The 20,559-nt window shown below is 46.4% G+C and carries 15 protein-coding genes; 9 read left to right on the plus strand and 6 right to left on the minus strand.

Annotated features, from left to right (window positions below):
* From MJ764_RS09795 to efeB, 7 genes are all read left to right on the plus strand, one after another.
* On the plus strand, positions 1-2,617 hold a 2,617-nt coding region (locus MJ764_RS09795; protein WP_239326564.1), incomplete at its 5' end, for a YadA family autotransporter adhesin.
* Positions 2,618-4,133: 1,516 nt separating this feature from the next.
* Positions 4,134-4,490, plus strand: a complete 357-nt coding sequence (locus MJ764_RS09800) for a hypothetical protein (RefSeq protein ID WP_239326566.1) — start codon at positions 4,134-4,136, stop codon at positions 4,488-4,490.
* 571 nt (positions 4,491-5,061) lie between these two features.
* Positions 5,062-5,607 carry an iron transporter gene (locus tag MJ764_RS09805; RefSeq protein WP_239326568.1) on the plus strand — a complete coding sequence of 182 codons (546 nt, stop codon included), beginning with the start codon at positions 5,062-5,064 and terminating at the stop codon, positions 5,605-5,607.
* Positions 5,608-5,705: 98 nt separating this feature from the next.
* Positions 5,706-6,041 (plus strand): cupredoxin domain-containing protein, encoded by a 336-nt coding sequence (locus tag MJ764_RS09810; protein ID WP_239326570.1) that lies wholly within the window; start codon positions 5,706-5,708, stop codon positions 6,039-6,041.
* Between the two features lie 14 nt (positions 6,042-6,055).
* Complete coding sequence (locus MJ764_RS09815; RefSeq protein WP_239326572.1) at positions 6,056-6,886, plus strand: FTR1 family iron permease; 831 nt, start codon at positions 6,056-6,058, stop codon at positions 6,884-6,886.
* The gene (locus MJ764_RS09820; protein WP_239326574.1) at positions 6,883-7,773 is read left to right on the plus strand and encodes an EfeM/EfeO family lipoprotein; all 891 of its coding nucleotides are present in this window, start codon (positions 6,883-6,885) and stop codon (positions 7,771-7,773) included. Before MJ764_RS09815 ends, MJ764_RS09820 begins: the two co-directional genes overlap by 4 nt.
* 10 nt (positions 7,774-7,783) lie before the next feature.
* On the plus strand, positions 7,784-9,073 hold the full coding sequence (gene efeB, locus MJ764_RS09825; protein ID WP_239326576.1) for an iron uptake transporter deferrochelatase/peroxidase subunit: 1,290 nt from the start codon (positions 7,784-7,786) through the stop codon (positions 9,071-9,073).
* Positions 9,074-9,211: 138 nt separating this feature from the next.
* On the opposite strand, the gene pepN is transcribed toward efeB, so the two are convergent.
* Positions 9,212-11,857 (minus strand): aminopeptidase N, encoded by a 2,646-nt coding sequence (gene pepN, locus MJ764_RS09830; RefSeq protein ID WP_239326578.1) that lies wholly within the window; start codon positions 11,855-11,857, stop codon positions 9,212-9,214.
* Between the two features lie 541 nt (positions 11,858-12,398).
* Here pepN and MJ764_RS09835 point away from each other — a divergent pair.
* Positions 12,399-13,799 (plus strand): amino acid permease, encoded by a 1,401-nt coding sequence (locus MJ764_RS09835; protein ID WP_239326580.1) that lies wholly within the window; start codon positions 12,399-12,401, stop codon positions 13,797-13,799.
* 98 nt (positions 13,800-13,897) lie between these two features.
* Here MJ764_RS09835 and MJ764_RS09840 read toward each other — a convergent pair whose 3' ends face one another.
* The 4 genes from MJ764_RS09840 to MJ764_RS09855 form a co-directional block, all read right to left on the minus strand.
* Entirely contained in the window at positions 13,898-14,692 is a 795-nt protein-coding gene (locus MJ764_RS09840; protein ID WP_239326582.1) for a thiazole synthase, read from the minus strand.
* 235 nt (positions 14,693-14,927) lie between these two features.
* On the minus strand, positions 14,928-15,455 hold the full coding sequence (locus MJ764_RS09845; RefSeq protein WP_239326584.1) for a YagU family protein: 528 nt from the start codon (positions 15,453-15,455) through the stop codon (positions 14,928-14,930).
* 461 nt (positions 15,456-15,916) lie between these two features.
* Positions 15,917-16,111, minus strand: a complete 195-nt coding sequence (gene thiS / locus MJ764_RS09850) for a sulfur carrier protein ThiS (protein WP_239326586.1) — start codon at positions 16,109-16,111, stop codon at positions 15,917-15,919.
* The gene (locus MJ764_RS09855) at positions 16,111-17,226 is read right to left on the minus strand and encodes an FAD-dependent oxidoreductase (RefSeq protein WP_239326588.1); all 1,116 of its coding nucleotides are present in this window, start codon (positions 17,224-17,226) and stop codon (positions 16,111-16,113) included. The genes thiS and MJ764_RS09855 overlap by 1 nt, the downstream gene beginning before the upstream one ends.
* A 174-nt stretch (positions 17,227-17,400) precedes the next feature.
* Here MJ764_RS09855 and MJ764_RS09860 point away from each other — a divergent pair, with 174 nt between their 5' ends.
* Positions 17,401-17,673 (plus strand): DUF3079 domain-containing protein, encoded by a 273-nt coding sequence (locus MJ764_RS09860; protein WP_239326590.1) that lies wholly within the window; start codon positions 17,401-17,403, stop codon positions 17,671-17,673.
* Positions 17,674-18,483: 810 nt separating this feature from the next.
* On the opposite strand, the gene pta is transcribed toward MJ764_RS09860, so the two are convergent.
* A complete protein-coding gene (pta, locus tag MJ764_RS09865) occupies positions 18,484-20,184 on the minus strand; it encodes a phosphate acetyltransferase (protein ID WP_239326592.1) in 1,701 nt (566 codons plus the stop codon).
* Between the last annotated feature and the right edge of the window lie 375 nt (positions 20,185-20,559).

The following is a 20,559-nucleotide window of genomic DNA, read 5'->3' on the forward strand; positions in this document are numbered from 1 at the left end:
CATTAACTCTTTAAGCAGCAGCCTTAATACTGCTAACAGCAGTATTAGTAGCTTAAATAATAATGTTTCTAATTTGCAGAAAGACGCCCTGCAATGGAATGGCACCGCTTACGATGCCAGCCACGGCACTGCCAATGCGCAGAAAATTACCAATGTGGCCGCTGGTAATGTCACCGCAAACTCTACCGATGCTGTTAATGGCGGACAATTATATTCTCTGTCCAGCTCTACCGTGACCGGTTTAGATAATCTGTCTACTGCTTTCAGTGGCAACCTCTCTACTGGTCTGAGCACTGCCAATTCGCGTATCGATACTGTGTCCCAGTCTACTACCACTCTGGCTGGTAATCTTGCTACTGCGATTAGCAGCATCAGCACTCTGCAGAAAGACGCCCTGCAGTGGAATGGCACTGCTTATGATGCCAGCCACGGCACTGCCAATGCGCAGAAAATTGTTAAAGTGGCCGCTGGTGATGTCAGCGAGAACTCCACCGATGCGGTTAATGCCGGACAGCTTTTCAGTCTTTCCAGCTCTACTTCAACCAGTTTGGATTCGCTGTCTACTACTTTACACAATGCCGGTGACCTGAGTAATGTTAATAACAGCATCAGCTCCTTGAATAACACTGTTTCCAACTTGCAGAAAGACGCCCTGCAATGGAATGGCACCGCTTACGATGCCAGCCACGGCACTGCCAATGCGCAGAAAATTACCAATGTGGCCGCTGGTAATGTCACCGCAAACTCTACCGATGCTGTTAATGGCGGACAATTATATTCTCTGTCAAGCTCTACCGTGACCGGTTTAGATAATCTGTCTACTGCTTTCAGTGGCAACCTCTCTACTGGTCTGAGCACTGCCAATTCGCGTATCGATACTGTGTCCCAGTCTACTACCACTCTGGCTGGTAATCTTGCTACTGCGATTAGCAGCATCAGCACTCTGCAGAAAGACGCCCTGCAGTGGAATGGCACTGCTTATGATGCCAGCCATGGTACTGCCAATGCGCAGAGAATCATTAATGTTGCTAACGGTAATATCGGGGAAAATTCAACTGATGCCATTAATGGCGGACAGCTATACAGCATTTCATCTTCAATCTTCAGCTCAGTATCCAGTAGTGTTGAAAATGTAGTTAATGAAAACAAGATTAATATGGAAGCTGTAAACCGAGATCTCAGAACTGCACAAACAGCCCTTCAGACTGCACAGAATGATATCCAAACGGCTCAGACTGATATCCAGACCTCGAAAAAACTGATTGAGGAACTGCAGAAAAATGCTGTGCATTTCGACGATGATGATGCAGGTTCATCCAGCTTCTTCGGGCTAACCCGTGATACCAGCAATGAAAGAACGATTAGTAATATTGCAAACGGTCGTGTTGATGCCACCTCTAATCAGGCAGTGAATGGTCGTCAGCTCTATGCGCTGTCTACTTCTACTTCGACCAGTCTGTCCAGCTTACAGGATCAGCTGAATCTAGCTTCTGGCAATATACCAGCAGGGTTATCAACCTCTCTGAGCACATTACTGACAGACGCCCTGCAATGGAATGGCAATGCTTATGATGCCAGCCATCATTCTGGTAGCCCGCAGAAAATTACTAATCTTGCTATTGGTGATATTGGTGAACATTCAACAGATGCGGTTAATGGCAGCCAGTTGTGGCAAATGAAAAATGATTTCAAACAGGATTTGCAAAGCCTGTCTACCTCTACAGCAAACGCACTGTCCAAAGTGGCAGAAAGTCTGGGCGGTAATGCCAGCTATGATGATCCAGTTACTCGCGCCGGTACAGGTGGTAACTTTACGCCACCAAATTACATCAGCTCTACTGCTGACGGCACTGAAGTTATTGTCCATAACGTCGGTAATGCGTTAAGCAATCTGTACAACGGTGGCAGCAAATATGCCAAAGTCAACTCTACCCTGAGTGCCGCTTCGGCAAGTGGCAATAATGCCATTGCTATAGGCGGAGCTGCTGCAGCCAGCGGCAATGCGGCTGTGGCCATCGGCGCAGAAGCCAAAGCCAGTGTCGCAGATGGGGTTGCTATTGGTAATCATGCCAGCGTTACCCAGAGTGGTGGTATTGCACTGGGTGCCAACTCTGTAGCCAATACAGCAGGTGGTATCATGGGCTATATTCCGGTAGGTGCCACAGCGCAGCAGGCTCGCGCCATTCAGGCGACCACCAGTACCGAAGCAGCAGTTTCCGTAGGTGATGCTTCCAAAGGTATTTATCGCCAGATTACCGGTGTAGCCGCTGGTACAGAAGATACCGATGCCGTGAACGTGGCACAGCTCAAAGGCGTTAATGCCCGTATAGAAAACATCAACCGTTACGTCAACAACGTTAACGACCGTATACAGCACGTAGAACGCCGTGCCTATTCCGGTACGGCACTGGCCATGGCGCTGTCAGGTGCCTATCTGCCACAGCTGAATGCCGGTGAGCAGACTGTCGGCGTGGGTATGGGCTCCTACCATGGTTATACCGCCGTTGGTATTAACTACAAAGCCACAAACAACAGCGGTAAATTCTCATGGGGTGCAGGTGTCTCTACCACTGGTCATGAAACTGGCTTTAATGCAGGTATTGGCTATAAATGGTAATAGCTGAATAAATTGTTTAAGCATCGGGCATACAATCGTATGCCCGATTTTTTAATGGAAAAAACTAATCGTAAAATATTTTGGTAATTAACTGATATCAATCCCGATTATAATTATTTGGAATTAAAAATTTATTGCATTAAAACCAGAAATATTATGTAACCAGGAGATAACAAATTTTCAGGCTGATTTGTAAATATTTTTGCTCAGCACTCTTTAATGTTATCGCTATTGCTGATTCTGAGATGAAAAATTGAAAATCTAGTTTTTTAAATATTTTCAACTGACTAATCATTTACACATAATCTACTAATATTGGAATAATCAGTAACATAGGAAATAAAGTATAGATTAAAAAAATCATTAGTATATTTAAATATCATTGTTTTTTTGTACGCTAATAGCAAAAGCAACTGCCACCAGCAAGTGCAGCCTGATGTGGATGTATATTTGAAGCAGCCACAGGAAGAATCGGCTTCTGGTTAGCAGTACCAGCCACAGGCTGAAGAACCATGTTAACTCCATGCCACATAGCCAGCCAGAATTACTGATTCCTGATTTTATGCAGATATTCGTGAAATGAGTCAATAGTCAGTGACATGCAAACTAGCACGACAGCAGATACTCCACCTTATGATTAACTGTTTTGCCATTTATAGCCAATAAAACAACACCATAAATGTAAAATAGCGTATCATTAGCCACAAAATTATGCAAAATAATTAAAAAGTACTTATTTCTGACTAAATCAAACATACAGCGCAGCAACTATCCAGCGTGTAGTGTGCCGGGCAATATCATCATCAATAGCCAGCCAAATTTATATAGCGAAATCTACCGATATTTTGCAGCACACATTGTCATCAGTACAAAATCACATGGCCGGAAACTGGCCGTTTCCCGTTACAACCTGTCACCAGAGCGGCAACAAACCCATTATGCTATATAAATAAAAATTTATCCAAAATTAATTTTTCTGATATAAAACAAGCACAACAAAATCAGCAGACAGATAGCTTTTACCTAGAATGAAAATATACAGCAAACAACCGAAACATAAGGTGTAAGGCAATAATTGACAGTATCAAGCTTTAACGGCAAGATAAAGACGTTGTGTTCAATAGCGCAGCCAGCTTTGACAGGCTGATTAAAGAGGCAGACATCCTGCTACTCACTAATGGAGTAGCTTTTTTGTCTGTGAATGTTCATTGCCTCACCTGACTCATGGTGGACAGTGGCAGGGAGGCTTCGCGCCTGCCGGTTCTCTTTGTCGGTCTGTCAACCCTGCCATTTGTCTGCCGCCATCTGTGTTTGACAGCACAATTGCGGCTTCATGACCAAAAGAGAAAGGCAATAACATGGATATCTACAAAGCGAACCTCCCCCATCACCAACTGCAATCTAGCCTGTTTGCGAAACAAGTGTTCACAATCAGGTGCCATCAGTACACACAGATACATTACATGACAAATACAAATAATGTATTTAGCATGAATTGTACACAGGGGGACAGACAATGAAACTTCTTGCACCTGACAAGAATGCACTGTCCAGCGCACTGTACGACAACTTACAGTTACAGCAACCCTTTGCACTTTATTATCTACAACAAACTACCCCCATCGGCAGCTCTTGGCCAAACGATCCAGAGGAAACTACCGAATATACTGCCTATATCCTGTCACCTTATATCATTAGAGTTGACTCAGACTGGCAGGACAGCGGATTACTGGTTTTCAAACCCTGCAACAACATTATCAGAGCCGAAACCTTGGTGTTTTCATTTTGCAAAAAGCGCAACTGGCAACCCCTACTGTGGCACGGCATAGAACCCTTAGCGCAACAAATATGGCAGGCAATACATAATCCCTAGTTACATTCTGCCTATGGTGATATCACCATAGGCAGCAACCTTATTGCCGCCATCAAACCAGCCTGAACAATTTTCTGCGCCAAACACACCCAGATACAGGTAATATGCTTAGTCTGTTCCGGCCTGCAACACCCTTAACCAGTATTAATTGCAACCGCAACCATAATTTAACATTACTTAACTTATATATCAATAGCTTGACTTAACCAGTGTAGCAATAATTTGAATATTTTTCAGTCAGTACCCCAGTTTAGAACGATTATTGTGCTATCAGCCATGGCTGAAACCATTGTCTGCCGTGACTTTTAGCTTCATCAATCCGGTTATCAATTAATATTAAATAAATTTATTTATCAGTTACTATTTTGCTTAAAATCAAGTCATCCAAACAGCCTGAAAAAACAAACAAACTTTTCTACATAGCAATAAATAACATTAAGTACGCATAAAAAACATAATTTAATGGTTTTCTAACATTTACAAAAAGGGTATATTGATAATCCTTATCAATTGTTAGCCCGTCATAACCTGATCCATATTGATTTACATGACTAAAATAGGAAAATCAAGAATGCTGTTACAAAAAATTGCCATCGCCAGTGCTGCCCTTGTATCTATGACAGCCTTTGCTCAGGAATACCCTATGGGTAAACCCATCATTAAAAACGGAATGGAAATTTCTGGCGTATATCTGCCACCCATCACCATGGATACCGATGGTATGGATCACAGCAACATGCATCTGCCAGCCAGCAAATCTGACGTACACATGGAAGCCGATATCCATGCTACAGAAGGTAATCCAAACGGTTTTGCCGAAGGTGACTGGATTCCCAATCTGAATATCGAATACTCCATCACCAAACTGACCAAAGACAAATTCGAACACTCAGGTAAATTCATGTCCATGGTTGCCAGTGACGGCCCTCACTATGGCGACAACGTCAAACTGAATGGTCTGGGCAAATACCGGGTGACCTACCGTATTTCCCCGCCAACCGCCAATCAAATGGCGCGTCATATTGACAAGGAAACTGGTGTGGCTCCGTGGTTTAAACCGTTTGAAGTGAGCTGGGACTTTGATTACACCGGTGTAGGCCGTAAAGGCAGCTACTAACAACAGCGTGCAGAGGGATTATTCTGGCTTGAACCGGCCGAATAATCCCTTGATACATTGTTACTGCCACAATACCTTTTTCTGTAAGCCTAACCATCATGAAAAAATTTTTTCTTATTGTCTTGATTTTATGCAACTTCATACTTTCATATTCCGCGATTGCTGATGACAAAGTCACTCTGGAGCTGAAAATGAAAGATGGTGACATGATACCGTTAACCCTCAACGCACCGGCCAACAAAATCATTCGCATCAAAGTCACCAATATTGGCAAGGGGCCCGTTGAATTTGAAAGTACCCAACTGGTAAAAGAAAAAGTACTGGCACCAGGAGCCTCATCAGTGGTGGTGATTGCCCCGAAAAAACCCGGCACCTATATCTTTTTTGATGATTTCCATCTGGATAAGCCCAAAGGGCAGTTAATCGTAAAATAAGAACGGGATAACCAATGGGACAAGTCATCTTTGTTGTCTGGCGCGAATGCTTCGAAGCACTGCTCGTTGTTGGCATTATTTATTCATGGATTAAACGCAACCCCGACAGCAGTAACAGTATGCGTTACCTGTTTGGCGGTATAGGACTCGGTGTACTGATATCAGTCATACTGGCTCTCATTATCAATGGCATATTTAAAGAACTTACCGATGACCATCAAACAATATTTATGATGGGTATGTCTGCAATGGCCTGTGTACTGATTGTGCAGATGGTGTACTGGATGAACAAACACGCCCGCAGCATGAAATCCTCACTAGAACAGGAAATAGCGCAGCAGGTAGCCCACAACTCATGGTGGGGAGCACTATTCATTATTGCGATTGCCATTGCCCGCGAAGGCAGTGAAATCGTCGTATTTCTGTCCGGGCAAATCATGCAGCTCAACAGCCATAATTACTTCAACTTCTGCATTGCCGTACTTATCGGTATCGCCGTATCAGCCCTGACCTTTTATGCCTTTATTCAGACCAGCCGATTCATTCAGTGGAAGAAATTTTTTACCATAACCGGCATCATACTATTATTTCTGGCCATTTCATTACTCATGAAAGCAATTGAAGATGGCACCAATATGCTACTCGAACATGACATATCCATCCCCGATTTCCTGATTAATCCAGCATGGGATATCTCACCATTTATTGACGATAGCGGTTTAATTGGCAGCTTCGCTTCTTCACTGCTTGCCTACCGTTCCCAGCCAATGTGGATTAGCGTCATTACCTTTGGCGTATTCTGGCTGTTAATGGCCATACTGTTTTTAAGAAAGAAATCCACATGACGCTGCACAGGTTCCACACCCTATTCCTGTGCTCGTTGCTGCTGCCGGCACTATCAATAGCGCATGGTTTACGAGCACCAATCATCAATGACTCCAATGCAATAACAGCCAAAGGCGATATTCCCACCCCGGAAAAATACCATTCCGCCATTCGGGCTTATCAGCAACAGGTTGTCCAGCAACTGAAAACCACCCAGCAATATCTTGATGCCATTATCAACGCCGGCCGGAACGGGCAATTATTACCGGCACAGCAGAACTATATCCGCGCGCATCAAAGCTACGAACAGGTACGGATTATTGTCAAACTGTTCGGCAATGCTGACCAGAATATCAACTCACGTGCTGATTACTATCTGCAAGGCATTAATGACCCTGGTTTCAGCGGTTTTCACCGGCTGGAATATGAGCTGTTCGTACGCAAAGACTTGCAACAGGCACAGGCAGAAGCCAGTAATCTGCAACATGGAATCATTGATTTACAAAAGCGGGTGGTCGCTGACGAACTGGACATAGCCAAAGTCGTCCAAGCCGCATCCGATTTTCTGGAAATGATTCTGCAAACCAAGCTTGCTGGCAAGGAAAATCAGTATAGCCATAGCGATTTAGCCGATATCCACGCTAATGTCACCGGTTCAGCCCAAACTGTGCAGCAGCTTACTGACTTTATTCCAGCCGAGCAACGTGTAGCACTCGATAGCGGCTATCAGCAGATTTTTGCCGTTCTCCGGCGCTATCAGTTACCGCAGAACCAGTTTCAGAATTTCAACCAACTCAGCCAGACTGACCATGACCAACTGTATGCCCTGCTAAGCATTCAGACCAATCGTCTGGCGCAACTGCGGGCACAACTGGGCATTCGCGTTTATTACAAGTACCCTCATTAAGGTTCTAGTTATGCAAAAAAACACCTTCAGACACCAGCCAGACTCAGCGGCCACGCCTGAAGACAATCCTGCCAGCCCCGGCCGCCGCCACAGCATGAAAATGCTGCTGGCCGGAGGACTGGGTATAGCCAGTATCGGCGCCAGCAAACCGGCGAGTGCGACCAGCAACTGTACTCACGATTACAATCAGGCAGTCGATTACTGGGGCAGTCATCAGGCAGGTGTGATCACACCTGATACCAAAGAAGCCATTTTTGTTGCCTTTAACGTGACCACACGTGATAAAGCCCAACTACAACGGCTATTACAGCTTATTTCCCAACGCATCGCCTACCTCACCCGACCACAGACACTGGCAGCAGGAAAAAATGACCAGTTGCCGCCAGTGGAATCCGGGCTACTCGGTCACAACCTGTCACCTGACTCGCTTACCATTACCGTAGCCGTGGGCGCCAGCCTGTTTGACCAGCGCTTTGGTCTGGCCAAACACAAACCCAAAAAACTGATACCCATGCCGCGCTTTCCCAACGACCGGCTGGAAAAAGACTGGTGTGGCGGAGATTTATCTATTCAGTTTTGTGCCAACAGCCGTGAAAGCGTGATTTATGCCCTGCGCGACCTGATTAGCCACTGCAACCAGTTCATGGTACCCGTTTGGAAAATGGACGGATTCCTGCCGGCACGCGATATCGACCATCACAGCACCGCCATCAACCTGTTTGGCTTTAAAGATGGTACCGGCAACGCCCCCATTAGCGATAGCAAACTGATGGACGAACTGGTATGGGTAACTGCCGATAACCATGAACCTGCATGGTGTCTGGGTGGCAGCTATCAGGCCATCCGCCTGATTCGCTTTAATCTAGAATTCTGGGACAGAACGCCACTGGAAGATCAGGAAAACGATTTTGGCCGTTACAAAACCAGCGGCGCACCCATCGGCATGCAGCACGAAATGGATGACCCGCAGATGAATCGCGACCCGCATGGCGACCGCATCCTGTTTGATTCCCACATGCGCCGTGCCGAGCCACGTATTCCGGAACGGCATGTAGCCAAACTGCGCCGGCGCAGCTTCAGTTACTCACTAGGTATATTACCCAGCGGCCAGCTTGATATGGGGCTGATTTTCGTTGCCTACCAAAATGACCTCAAAAAAGGCTTTATCGACACCCAGAACCGCCTCAACGGCGAGCCACTGGAACGCTATATCAAACCATTTGGTGGTGGCTTCTTCTTTGTTTTGCCGGGAATGGCCAAAGAAAACGATTATCTGGGCAAGCAGCTACTTGAAGAATAAACAGCAAGCAATAAAAACAGACCGCATTCCGACCTAAGCCTGAATAGCCCAAAGCATATCCATATCAAAAGAGCACGCCAGCATAAACTGTAGTGCTCTGATTTATTTTATTCCAGCCAGCACTCACCAGCCATCATCTCAATCGCGCAAAATCTTGTCCACAATCTCACGGCTGTCTTTAGATAAACCTTCATGCTGCTGAATCCGCTGCAACTGTTCAGCCATCAACGCCTTGCGTTGCGGTTCCAGCCGGCCATACAGATTAAATGCCTGTACCAGACGCGATGCCACCTGCGGATTAAATCCATCAATACGCAATATATGCTCAGCAATAAAGCGATAGCCACTACCATCGGCAGCATGAAAATGCTCAATATTACGGCTAAAGCTACCCAGTAACGAACGCACCTTGTTCGGATTTTCCAGACTGAAAGCCGGGTGCTGCAAGGCTGCCTGTACCTGTTGCAAGGTATCTGCACGCTGGCTGCTGCCAATCAGAATAAAATACTTGTCCATCACCAGATCATCGTGCGTATAACGCAGGGCAAACCGGTTTAATAACTCATTGCGTTTGTCATCGGACAGATGATTAATGGCCGACAGCATCCCAAATTCATGAGTCATATTAGTGGCACGCTGCGTATATTCACTTGCAATAGTTTGCAGTAATTGCGCTCTGGCCTGTACACCCCATTGCAATAAAATATTGCGCAAGCTGCGCACGCCGGCCAGATCAGGGTGATATTCCTGTGGAGCCGCATGCTTACTGTTTTGCTCCTGTGCATCAGCCCATGTACGCCAGTGCGTCAGCGTGTCTTCCATGCTGGCAGCCAAATCCTGCAACAGTGCCTGCCGTGCACGTACATACAGCTCAGGATTAATGCTTTGCGCATCCTCCCACAATTCCGCTTCAGTTGGCACCTGTAATAATACTGCTTTATAAGCCGGGTCAATATCGGCATTCAACGCCGCAGTAATTGCCGCAGCCAGCTCAGCATGATGGGGAACCGGCTGATTTGCAGCCAGCGCCGCCACATTAGCCGCAACAGCGCGCCGGTACAGAGTTTGTGCAGCTTCCCAGCGGGCAAAGGAATCAGTGTCATGTGCCAGCAGCAACATCAAATCAGCATCACCATACGGATAATCCAGTCTTACCGGCGCACTGAAACCGCGCAACAATGATGGCACCACCTCCTGTGCAACATCATAAAACACAAATGTCTGTTGTGCCTGATTGAATACCAGTACTGTTTCATCTACCAACACATCCGTATCGGCCAGTCTGAATGCCACAAGTGTGCCATCGCGGCCAAGCAGCCCAACTTTAACCGGAATCACCATCGGTTGCTTATCCGCCATATCAGGCGTGGGTGGAGTGTACTGCTGTAGATGCAGACTAAACGTATGATTGCCTGCATCATATTCACCATGCGCTTTAATCTGCGGTGTACCAGCCTGACTGTACCATAAAGCAAACTGCTCCAGATTAACACCATTGGCATCAGCCATAGCCGCGCGGAAATCATCACACGTCACTGCCTGACCATCATGGCGCTGGAAGTAAAGCTGCATACCTTTCTGAAAACCGGCTTCGCCCAGAAGTGTATGGTACATGCGTACCACCTCAGCACCTTTCTCATACACAGTCAACGTATAGAAATTATTCATTTCCTCATATGAAGCAGGCCGTACCGGATGTGCCATCGGGCCAGCATCCTCGGCAAACTGCATACTGCGCAATACCCTGACATTATGAATACGGCGTACTGCCCTGCTGGCACGATCGGCTGAAAATTCCTGATCACGGAATACCGTCAGACCTTCTTTCAGTGACAACTGAAACCAGTCACGACAGGTTACCCGGTTACCCGTCCAGTTATGGAAATACTCATGACCAATCACACCCTCAATTGCTTCAAAATCCGCATCAGTAGCCGTATCACTGCTGGCAAGTACATATTTAGTATTGAAAATATTCAGACCTTTATTTTCCATGGCACCCATATTGAAATCGCTCACGGCCACGACCATAAAAATATTCAAATCGTATTCCAGATTAAAACGCTCTTCATCCCACTGCATCGCATGCTTCAGTGATTCCAGCGCAAAACCTGCCTTGGCACGGTCTTCCGGACGAGTATAAAACTTCAGCGCCACCTCCTTACCGCTGCGGGTTATAAAACTGCCCTCCAGCACCGCCAACTGCCCCGCCACCAGTGCAAACAGATAGCTTGGTTTGGCAAACGGGTCACGCCAGCATACCCAGTGGCGACCATTGTCCAGCTCACCACTGTCAATCAGATTACCATTAGACAACATAACCGGATAACGCCGCTTATCACCAATAATAGTGGTGGTAAACTGACTCATCACATCCGGCCGGTCAAAATAATAGGTAATCTTGCGAAAGCCTTCAGGTTCATTCTGGGTATACAGATTATCACCAGACTCATACAGCCCCATCAGCGTTTTATTTTGCGCCGGATACAATCTGGTGGTGATTTCCAGCACAAACTCACTGTCTGGCACCGCATGAATAATCAGCTTTTCATCTGCAACTGCATATTCATGCGGACACAAAGACTTACCATTTAAAACAATCTGCAACAACTCCGCGCTGCCATCCAGTACACAAGGTTTGCCTGCCTGCCGTGGCACCACAGTCATGCGATTGAGGACAGTGGTATAAGCATCCTCCAGAGAAAAAGTCAGATTAATATCAGCTACCGCAAAATCCGGTGCCTGATAATCTTTTAAGTAATGAACGACTTTATTTTCACTCATATTTAACACTCTTAATATCCAAATCTGTGCTGTCTATTGTACGGCTACCATGCACACAATCAACCCCATCACCGCCGTACACAGTAGCAACAACATTCCCGCCTTAAAATGTAACCATTATTACCCAGACTCAATCTCCGGCATACATAAACTGCACCACTTGCATCAATCCGGTATTACTCATATTTAATCTGCTTTCAGTCCGGCGCATGGATACATTCTCCCTTCTATAATTATTATTCCTTAGCCAGCCCGCCCAACCTCGCCTAGAGGTTAACCGAAAAAATCACCACCTTAATACACAGCAACCATTCACAACATCTGCATTCAGATATTGCCAGCAACAGTAAAAAACTGTGATACAGTATTATGACTTTAAGCTGGCTATGCAGCTAATAACATGCACTATATTAAATACATGAATATAGTTCTGCCAGCACCAGAAAGCCATTTAGCATAAACAACCTTATACCCACGTATAATCTCCAAAAAACAAAACCATGTTTTCGATTCCTGTTTTCCAGTCTCTAAAGGATATACCATGAGCCGGCCACCCGAGTTAAAACGTACATTAAAAAACCGACATTTACAGCTAATTGCTATCGGCGGTGCAATCGGTACCGGCCTTTTTATGGGTTCAGGCCGCACCATCAGCCTAGCAGGGCCATCCGTACTGTTTACCTATATCATCATCGGCGCATTCCTGTTTTTTGTTATGCGTGCCATGGGTGAACTGCTATTGCACAATCTGCATTACAAATCCTTTGTCGACTTCACCACCGATATTCTTAATCCTACTGTCGGCTATTATGTTGGCTGGTCATACTGGTTTTGCTGGGTAGTAATTGGCATGGCCGATATCGTAGCCATTACCGGTTATACCCAGTTCTGGTGGCCAGACGTACCACTCTGGCTGCCCGGCATCATATGCATTATTGTCCTGCTGGCACTGAATCTATTATCCGTCAAACTCTTTGGTGAACTAGAATTCTGGTTTGCCTTGATCAAGATTCTGGCTATTCTGGCGCTGATTGGCTGTGGCGGCTATCTATTGCTCACCGGCTTTGTCAGTGCCGGCGGCATTCAGGCACGAATCAGTAATTTATGGTCTTATGGTGGCTGGATGCCACATGGCTGGTCCGGTTTTTTTGCTGCCTTTCAGATTGCCATCTTTGCTTTTGTTGGCATCGAACTGGTTGGCACAGCGTCGGCCGAAACAGACGACCCCAATACCACCCTGCCAGCCGCCATCAACAAAATACCAGTGCGCGTGATCGTCTTTTATGTACTGGCCTTAACCATCATCATGACAGTTACCCCGTGGAGCATGGTTGCGCCAGACCGTAGCCCGTTCGTCAACATGTTCACCCTAATTGGCATTAGCGCCGCCGCCACCATTATTAATTTTGTCGTGTTGACTTCCGCCCTGTCCTCTGCCAATAGCGGCATGTATTCCACCGGCCGCATGCTGTACGGCCTATCAAGAAACGGCGTTGGCCCGAAAGCCTTTGCGCGGCTATCAGCTACAGGCGTGCCACAAAACGGCCTGATCTATTCCTGCGCCCTGCTGCTGATTGGTGTGGGTCTGCTCTATGCCGAGGGTGATGTCATGAAAGTATTTACCATCGTCACCACCGTATCCAGTATCTGCTTTATCTTTGTCTGGGCAGTTATCCTGATTGCCTACCTGCGTTATCGCAAGCTTTATCCAGAGGCACACGCGCGCTCAGTCTACAAAATGCCCTTTGGCATACCGATGTGCTATGTCTGCCTGATATTTTTTGTATTTGTACTGTATCTGTTCAGTCAGGATAAAGATACCCTTACTGGCCTGCTGGCCACACCAGTCTGGTTTATTCTTCTGACCATGCTCCTGCCCCTGTATCGCCAGCAACTGAAAAAACGCATCACCTATTCAGATACCACCAGCACCAACCAGTAACATTCAAAAAGGCTGTCCTGTTTAACCACCATCGGTGCAATTAAACAGGACAAATAACCGCCAACATTAAATAAAGCGCTTACGCGCTTTATTTTTTACTACTCATAATCAGGATAATGCCAGAACGGCTGCCCAACCTGCGGCGTAGAAGCCTGCGCATTATAGCGTGGCACCACCGGTTCCGCCTCATAAGCCAGTCGCCCGGCATTAACCGCCAGCGCAAATGCCTCTGCCATCACCACCGGATCACCACTGCGCGAAACCGCCGTATTAAGCAATACACCATCAAAACCCCACTCCATGACTTTTGCTGCATGAGAAGGTAAACCCAGCCCCGCATCCACCAGCAGCGGAGTATCTGGCAAACGTTCGCGCAACACATGCAGCGCATATTCATGCACTGGTCCCAAACCAGTGCCAATCGGAGCAGCCCAAGGCATCAGTGCCTGACAGCCAACATCCAGCAAACGGCGGCAGACAATCAAATCCTCCGTACAATACGGCAACACCTTAAAACCATCCTTAATCAGCATATCTGCCGCCCGTACCAACTGAAATACATCCGGCTGTAAAGTATCATCATCACCAATCAATTCCAGCTTGATCCAGTCAGTTTCAAATACTTCGCGCGCCATCTGAGCCGTAGTTACCGCCTCTTCTTCACTCAGACAACCAGCAGTATTGGGAAGAATAGGTAAAGCCAGCTCCTGTAACAAGCCCCATAGCCCCTGACCATGCTTGGCCGAGGTAGCGCCCTGCCGGCGCAACGCTACAGTAATCATAGCTGGTTGCGCCTTTCTTACTGCTGCACGCAGTACTTCCGGGGTAGGATAAGCAGCGGTACCCAACAGCAAACGACTATCAAACTGCTCATCATAAAGTTGCAAAGCCATAAGCCATCCCCTCTTCACATAACATTAACCAATATTCCCAAATAGCCGGCATTAAAGACCATCCGCAGTAAAGAATGTTAGATTTTATAACCAGAACAATAACTTTGCACCCATTTTCACCGAACAGAATAACATTAGCTATTGTCACCATACTCCGGCATATACCGAAACAGCCATAATACTGCTGCTTATTGCGGATACAAAAGCGTGAGCATAGGCAAGAATCAGACAAAGCTTACTGAAATTCCGGGTCTGGTTTCCTGGTCAGGCGGCTACGCAAATCACGGCGGAAAACTTCAATCGTCCACATCCACAGCAGCGTACCCATCAGCTCAGAGAACAGCTCATCAAACGGCAGATTCCATAATGCCGGTGACAGATTCAGTACCGGCAACATCATGCCGTGAAACAGAATAGTTACCCCAATACCAAACGCCAGCCCCTGCCACAGCTTAACTTTAGGAAAAATCTCCGCGGCCATACAGTAAATCACCGCCCAAACAACTGAAAATAAAATATGCACCGCACTACCACCCCAGTTCATCACCTGATCAGAATAGGTGTAAACCATATCGTGCATATCAATGCCCATATCCTGAATAATCTGAACCGTAGGAGCCACCCGGTCTGGCATACGTGGAGGCAACACCCCTTCCGTACCCGATTTCACAAAAGCTGAAATCACACCACCCATAATACCGGCCAAAAAAGCCACCACATAATTGCGGTTTGCAGGCTGCGTGCGAGCAAACAGATTAGACATAAATTCCATTCCTCTTATCATATAATAATGATTGTTATTATTCTTTATTAATTAATTAACAACATAACCTCAAGTACAAATGTAGATTAGAGACAACTTCAAACAGATTTACCCTTCAAATCCCTCCGTAGCCGCTTACATAAAACTAACCAAAAATCTGGATGGCTACCTTACCCATTAGAACATTGATTTTACTGATAAGCAAACCAGCATTATTTTAGAAAATATTTTAGAAGAAAATATCATTTCATTTAAAAATAAACAAATTAAAATAATTTAATAGCAGACCAACCATAGCCCACTTATCTATAGACAGAATATATACCTGTTTTATCAAAATGACAGAAACAAAAATATCAGCAAAACCCAAACACACAGGCAAAAACCGCCACTAGCTAAACAGCAAAAAACCCTGTATTCAAACAGGGTTTTCAGAAACAAATCAGCACAGCAGCCAAATACTAGCCACCCACTACCGGACTAACAATGTCTACCTTGTCCTGCGGTTGCAAATAGTAGTTTGAATACTGCTTTCTGGCGACAAAAGCCGTATTTACCGCAACAGCAAATGGCGCTTCTAGCATCAGATACTCAACCAGATCAGCCACTGTACTGCCATCAAAAACAATCACATCATCATTAACCCAAATATCCATCAATCTGCCTCCCTATTCTGATTTAGTGGCAAAACACCAATGTGATAGCACGCCTGAGCATCAGGCAATGACTGCTGTTGCATTAAGGCCTGCAATACACGCACCGTAGCAATACTCACCGTAGGCGAAATCATAAAACCATGCCGAAACAAGCCATTAACCGCTACAACACGATTCCGCATATCATAACGAATTTCTGGGCTTTCATGATTAAGCGTGGGGCGCAGCTCAGCCATACTTTCCAGAATCCGAGCCTCCCCAAAAGCCGGATGAACCGTATACAGAGCAGACATCAGTTCCAGACCACTGCGGACACTCAGATTACTGTCATCTTCACTTTCAATCTGCGTCGCCCCGATAACAAACAGCTTGTTCTGCTTGGGCGCAATATAAATAGGATAGCGCGGATGCAATACCCGTACCGGCCGGCGAAGCTCAATATCCGGTGCATACAGGCGCAACACCTCTCCCCGCACCCCACGTAAACGGCTTTGACCGTGACTATTCCAGTTACCCTTGCCACCATAGCCACGACAATCCAGCGTCCAGTGAGCCAGAGCAGCACATTCCGCCAAATCACTGCTGCGCTCCCAATGGCAGCTTACCTGCTGCCGGTCGAGCACATCCGCCAAAGCCAGCAGAGTTTGCCGGTTATCCAGTTGTCCTTCCGTCGGCAAAAACAGCCCCTGCTGAAAACGGCCTGCTAGCTGCGGTTCGTGTTCACTAATCTCCTGATTATGCCATACCTGACAGACACTGCTGTCTTGATGGGCACGTTGCAAATGCTGGGAAAACTGCTTGGCCAAAGCATGATCCTGCGGATGCCACACAATCAGCGAACCATTTTGCTGCATAAATACCGGTGTCGGAAACGAATCCACCCACTGGCGCCAGATAGGCAGACTGGCATAGCCTAGCTGTACCACCAGCGGCGTTGCTTCCACCGCTTCGGCCGTAGGTGCCAGCATCGCGGCAGCAGCAAAAGCAGCAGCATCCTCACCATTACGCTTACCAGCATTAAACAATATCACCTTACAGCCCTGATCTGCCAACAACCACGCAGTCAGGCGTCCCAATAAACCACCTCCCAGTACCGCAACATCATATTGTTTCATTGTGCACCTGTTTTCCTTGACCTGAATCTGTATCCAGTTCGTATCGGCCTGCATTCTGTAACGCCAGCAACTAATCCACACAAAACATTACACAGCGCTCATCTATCCATTTCTTGAACAAATCCACCCCAGCAGGTATAACCCCCATATTACTCATAACAGGCATACACCACCATGGCCAAGGTTTTTCCGTTACATCCCAAACATCCCGAACGAATCTGTTGGGGCTGCGACAAATACTGCCGTGCCGATGACCTGCAATGCGGTAATGGCTGCATCCGTATCCCTCATCCCTGCGAGGATTTCGGCGAACAGTGGTATCTGAATGGAGACTGGTCCGGTCTACTCTCCGACACACAGCTCGCACAAATTGCCACCGCCAGTAAACCATCTGCGCCAGAAACCAAAGCACAAAAACCCCACATCAAACTGGCATTAAAAAAATAACTCAGCCCTAATGTAACAGCAAGCACATCTGACTGTCAGAACCTATCTCGCAAAAAAACAAATTCCTTAATCCAGCTCATAATATTTATGCGCCAACAGCAGCCAGCAGTCTGAATAGATCTAAAATTAATCGCCTTTAATATAAACCTGCAAAGTATTAATTAAAATTAAATAGATAAATAGCAACCAACCACCACAAAAGCACAAAGCAAACAAATAGAGACATCATAAGCAATAACTGCACCGCAGCAGATAACGCCGGTACAACACACCATCAAAATAATTCAGCATACTGGTGCTGCAAGTTTAAAAATAACCAACGCAAGGCTCAAACTCACCGTATGATGCATTTATCAGAATAGCAGACCCGCTTCAGCAGCACAGATACCCGAAACAATATTAATCGCAACAAACAGCAAGATTAGTGGCAATAAATAACATCGGCCGGCACACACTGAAATTACTTTTAACCACACAGTACAACAGATAAAAATAAATCGCCTGCAAAAATCCGCAGGCGAGTATTAAATACAATCTTTATCCTCTAGTTTTAGATTATGCCTCTGTATTCTTGGCCTTTTCAGACGAAATGTCTGCGTTACAAACTGTAATTTATGAGCACAGTTTTGGCAATAGCCCGTAAAAGTACAGCAACAAAAGACAATAATCATCTTATTTTTCTTAAAAATTGTTATTAATATTGCACAAAAAATCAGATTATCGAATTTTTTTGCCATATAAACAAAAAAATCGGGCAGATGACATAACCATCACCTGCCCCTACCTTACAAAACCGGATGCAATAATCCGTTAGCTCATCTGCACTGCCTGAATGGCCGTCAGAGCAATAGTGTAGACAATATCTTCAATCAAGGCACCACGGGACAAATCGTTCACCGGTTTGTTCAGACCCTGCAACATCGGTCCAACACTCAGCACATGCGCACTGCGCTGTACTGCCTTATAAGTTGTATTACCAGTATTCAAATCAGGGAATACAAATACCGTTGCCTGACCGGCCACCTTGCTGTCAGGAGCTTTCTGTCTGCCCACGCTCGGCACACTGGCCGCATCATACTGCAAAGGTCCGTCAATATGCAGATCAGGACGTTTTTGCTGTGCCAGTTTAGTAGCAGCAGTAACCGTTTCCACATCGGCACCACTACCGGATGAACCAGTAGAATAAGAAATCATCGCCACTTTTGGTTCAATACCAAATGCTTTGGCAGAATCCGCCGACTGAATAGCAATATCAGCCAGTTGCTCAGCAGTAGGATTCGGGTTTACCGCACAGTCACCATATACCAGCACCTGATCCGGCATCAGCATAAAGAATACACTGGAAACCAGACTGGCACCCGGAGCAGTTTTAATCAACTGCAAAGCCGGACGGATGGTGTTGGCTGTAGTGTGTACAGCGCCGGATACCAGACCATCCACATCACCTGTGGCCAGCATCATAGTGCCCAGAACCACCGTATCCTGCAACTGTTCAGCAGCCTGTTCCGCTGTCAGCCCCTTGCTCTTTCTCAATTCAACCATTGGTGCAATATAGCGTTCACGGATACTGTCAGGGTCAATAATTTCCAGCGAGGCCGGTAAAGTAATTCCTTTCGCCTGCGCCACTTCCTCCACTTCAGCTTTTTTTGCCAGCAGCACACAGCGGGCAATACCTTTATTTTCACAAATGGCTGCCGCAGCAATAGTACGTGGCTCATTACCTTCAGGCAGAACAATACGTTTATTCGCAGCACGGGCACGTGCCATCATCTGATAGCGGAATGCTGCCGGTGCCAAATGTTCCGCTACCGGTTTAGCCAGCTCCCCGCAAAGCAACTCGGCATTTAACTGGGCAGCTATAGCTTTGGCCGCGTCCTGAGCCTGAGCAGCCTCTACACCTGCCTCTACAGCAGTAACCACACCAATACATTCAAGCTTTTTACCGTGTGCCGCCAGTGCAGCCTGCACTTCAGCAACAAAACCGGCTGCCGGTGCAGTCTGGGCATCAGCAGTTAAAATAAAGCCACTGATTTCAGTATGCCCATGTGCATAATCATGCAAAGCCAGTTGCAACTGAGCAGCCACCGCAGCCGGCGTTTGCTCAGCTACTGCGGCCACCAGAATCACCCGTGCATTCAGTGCTGCCGCAATCTTCACATTTTGTGCTGGCAGGTAAGTCCGGCCGGCTTCAGGTACAGCACCTTCAACTACCACCACATCGTGCTTGGCCTCAGCCATCTGGTGGAAAGTGGCAACAAACTCTTCTACCACATCATCTACCTGTCCCTGATACACACGCTCATCCAGACTAGTCAGCGACTGCGACGCAGGCAAATTCTGCTGCAATACAGCCTGCACCAGCGTAGCTGTATTATCCGCAGTCACATCTGCAACAACTGGTTTAAAGTACAGCGGTACATGTCCGGCTTGCACAAAAGCCTGTGCCACACCCAAGCCTACCGCAGTCAGGCTTGTCTGATTTCCAGTTGGTACCAGCAAAAATTGCGACATAACTATCCCTTTCGTTTAAATAACACCAGCAGCAACTGCTGCACTTACTTTATCCCTAACGATTATAATTTACTTCGTTTCACCGCATCACAAACTACATCAACTTTTGCATGAAAAAACACAAACCAGCCGGATATATCAACCTGCTCCCATCATGTAAGTCATTACTTACCTAACCATCCACAGTCTGAATATAGCATCAGTACAGGCATAGCAACACAAACCATTATTTATCAAACCATTTTTAACTTGCCACTGCTGTGAATGCTATCTTTAGCTTGAATGATAATAGCACCCGCATCAATCAGACCTTGGTTATTGACGTTATGGCCTAATAAGGCAACTCGGTTTTTACCTAATATCGTCCCGGAGTTT

Origin of the sequence: Snodgrassella gandavensis (assembly GCF_914768025.1) — a bacterium.
GTDB classification, from domain to species: Bacteria; Pseudomonadota; Gammaproteobacteria; order Burkholderiales; family Neisseriaceae; genus Snodgrassella; species Snodgrassella gandavensis.

Coding starts and splice junctions, on each gene's coding strand:
- MJ764_RS09800 (WP_239326566.1), top strand. CDS start 4,134: ATGAAACTTCTTGCACCTGACAAGAATGCACTGTCCAGCGCACTGTAC.
- MJ764_RS09805 (WP_239326568.1), top strand. CDS start 5,062: ATGCTGTTACAAAAAATTGCCATCGCCAGTGCTGCCCTTGTATCTATG.
- MJ764_RS09810 (WP_239326570.1), top strand. CDS start 5,706: ATGAAAAAATTTTTTCTTATTGTCTTGATTTTATGCAACTTCATACTT.
- MJ764_RS09815 (WP_239326572.1), top strand. CDS start 6,056: ATGGGACAAGTCATCTTTGTTGTCTGGCGCGAATGCTTCGAAGCACTG.
- MJ764_RS09820 (WP_239326574.1), top strand. CDS start 6,883: ATGACGCTGCACAGGTTCCACACCCTATTCCTGTGCTCGTTGCTGCTG.
- efeB (WP_239326576.1), top strand. CDS start 7,784: ATGCAAAAAAACACCTTCAGACACCAGCCAGACTCAGCGGCCACGCCT.
- pepN (WP_239326578.1), bottom strand. CDS start 11,857: ATGAGTGAAAATAAAGTCGTTCATTACTTAAAAGATTATCAGGCACCG.
- MJ764_RS09835 (WP_239326580.1), top strand. CDS start 12,399: ATGAGCCGGCCACCCGAGTTAAAACGTACATTAAAAAACCGACATTTA.
- MJ764_RS09840 (WP_239326582.1), bottom strand. CDS start 14,692: ATGGCTTTGCAACTTTATGATGAGCAGTTTGATAGTCGTTTGCTGTTG.
- MJ764_RS09845 (WP_239326584.1), bottom strand. CDS start 15,455: ATGTCTAATCTGTTTGCTCGCACGCAGCCTGCAAACCGCAATTATGTG.
- thiS (WP_239326586.1), bottom strand. CDS start 16,111: ATGGATATTTGGGTTAATGATGATGTGATTGTTTTTGATGGCAGTACA.
- MJ764_RS09855 (WP_239326588.1), bottom strand. CDS start 17,226: ATGAAACAATATGATGTTGCGGTACTGGGAGGTGGTTTATTGGGACGC.
- MJ764_RS09860 (WP_239326590.1), top strand. CDS start 17,401: ATGGCCAAGGTTTTTCCGTTACATCCCAAACATCCCGAACGAATCTGT.
- pta (WP_239326592.1), bottom strand. CDS start 20,184: ATGTCGCAATTTTTGCTGGTACCAACTGGAAATCAGACAAGCCTGACT.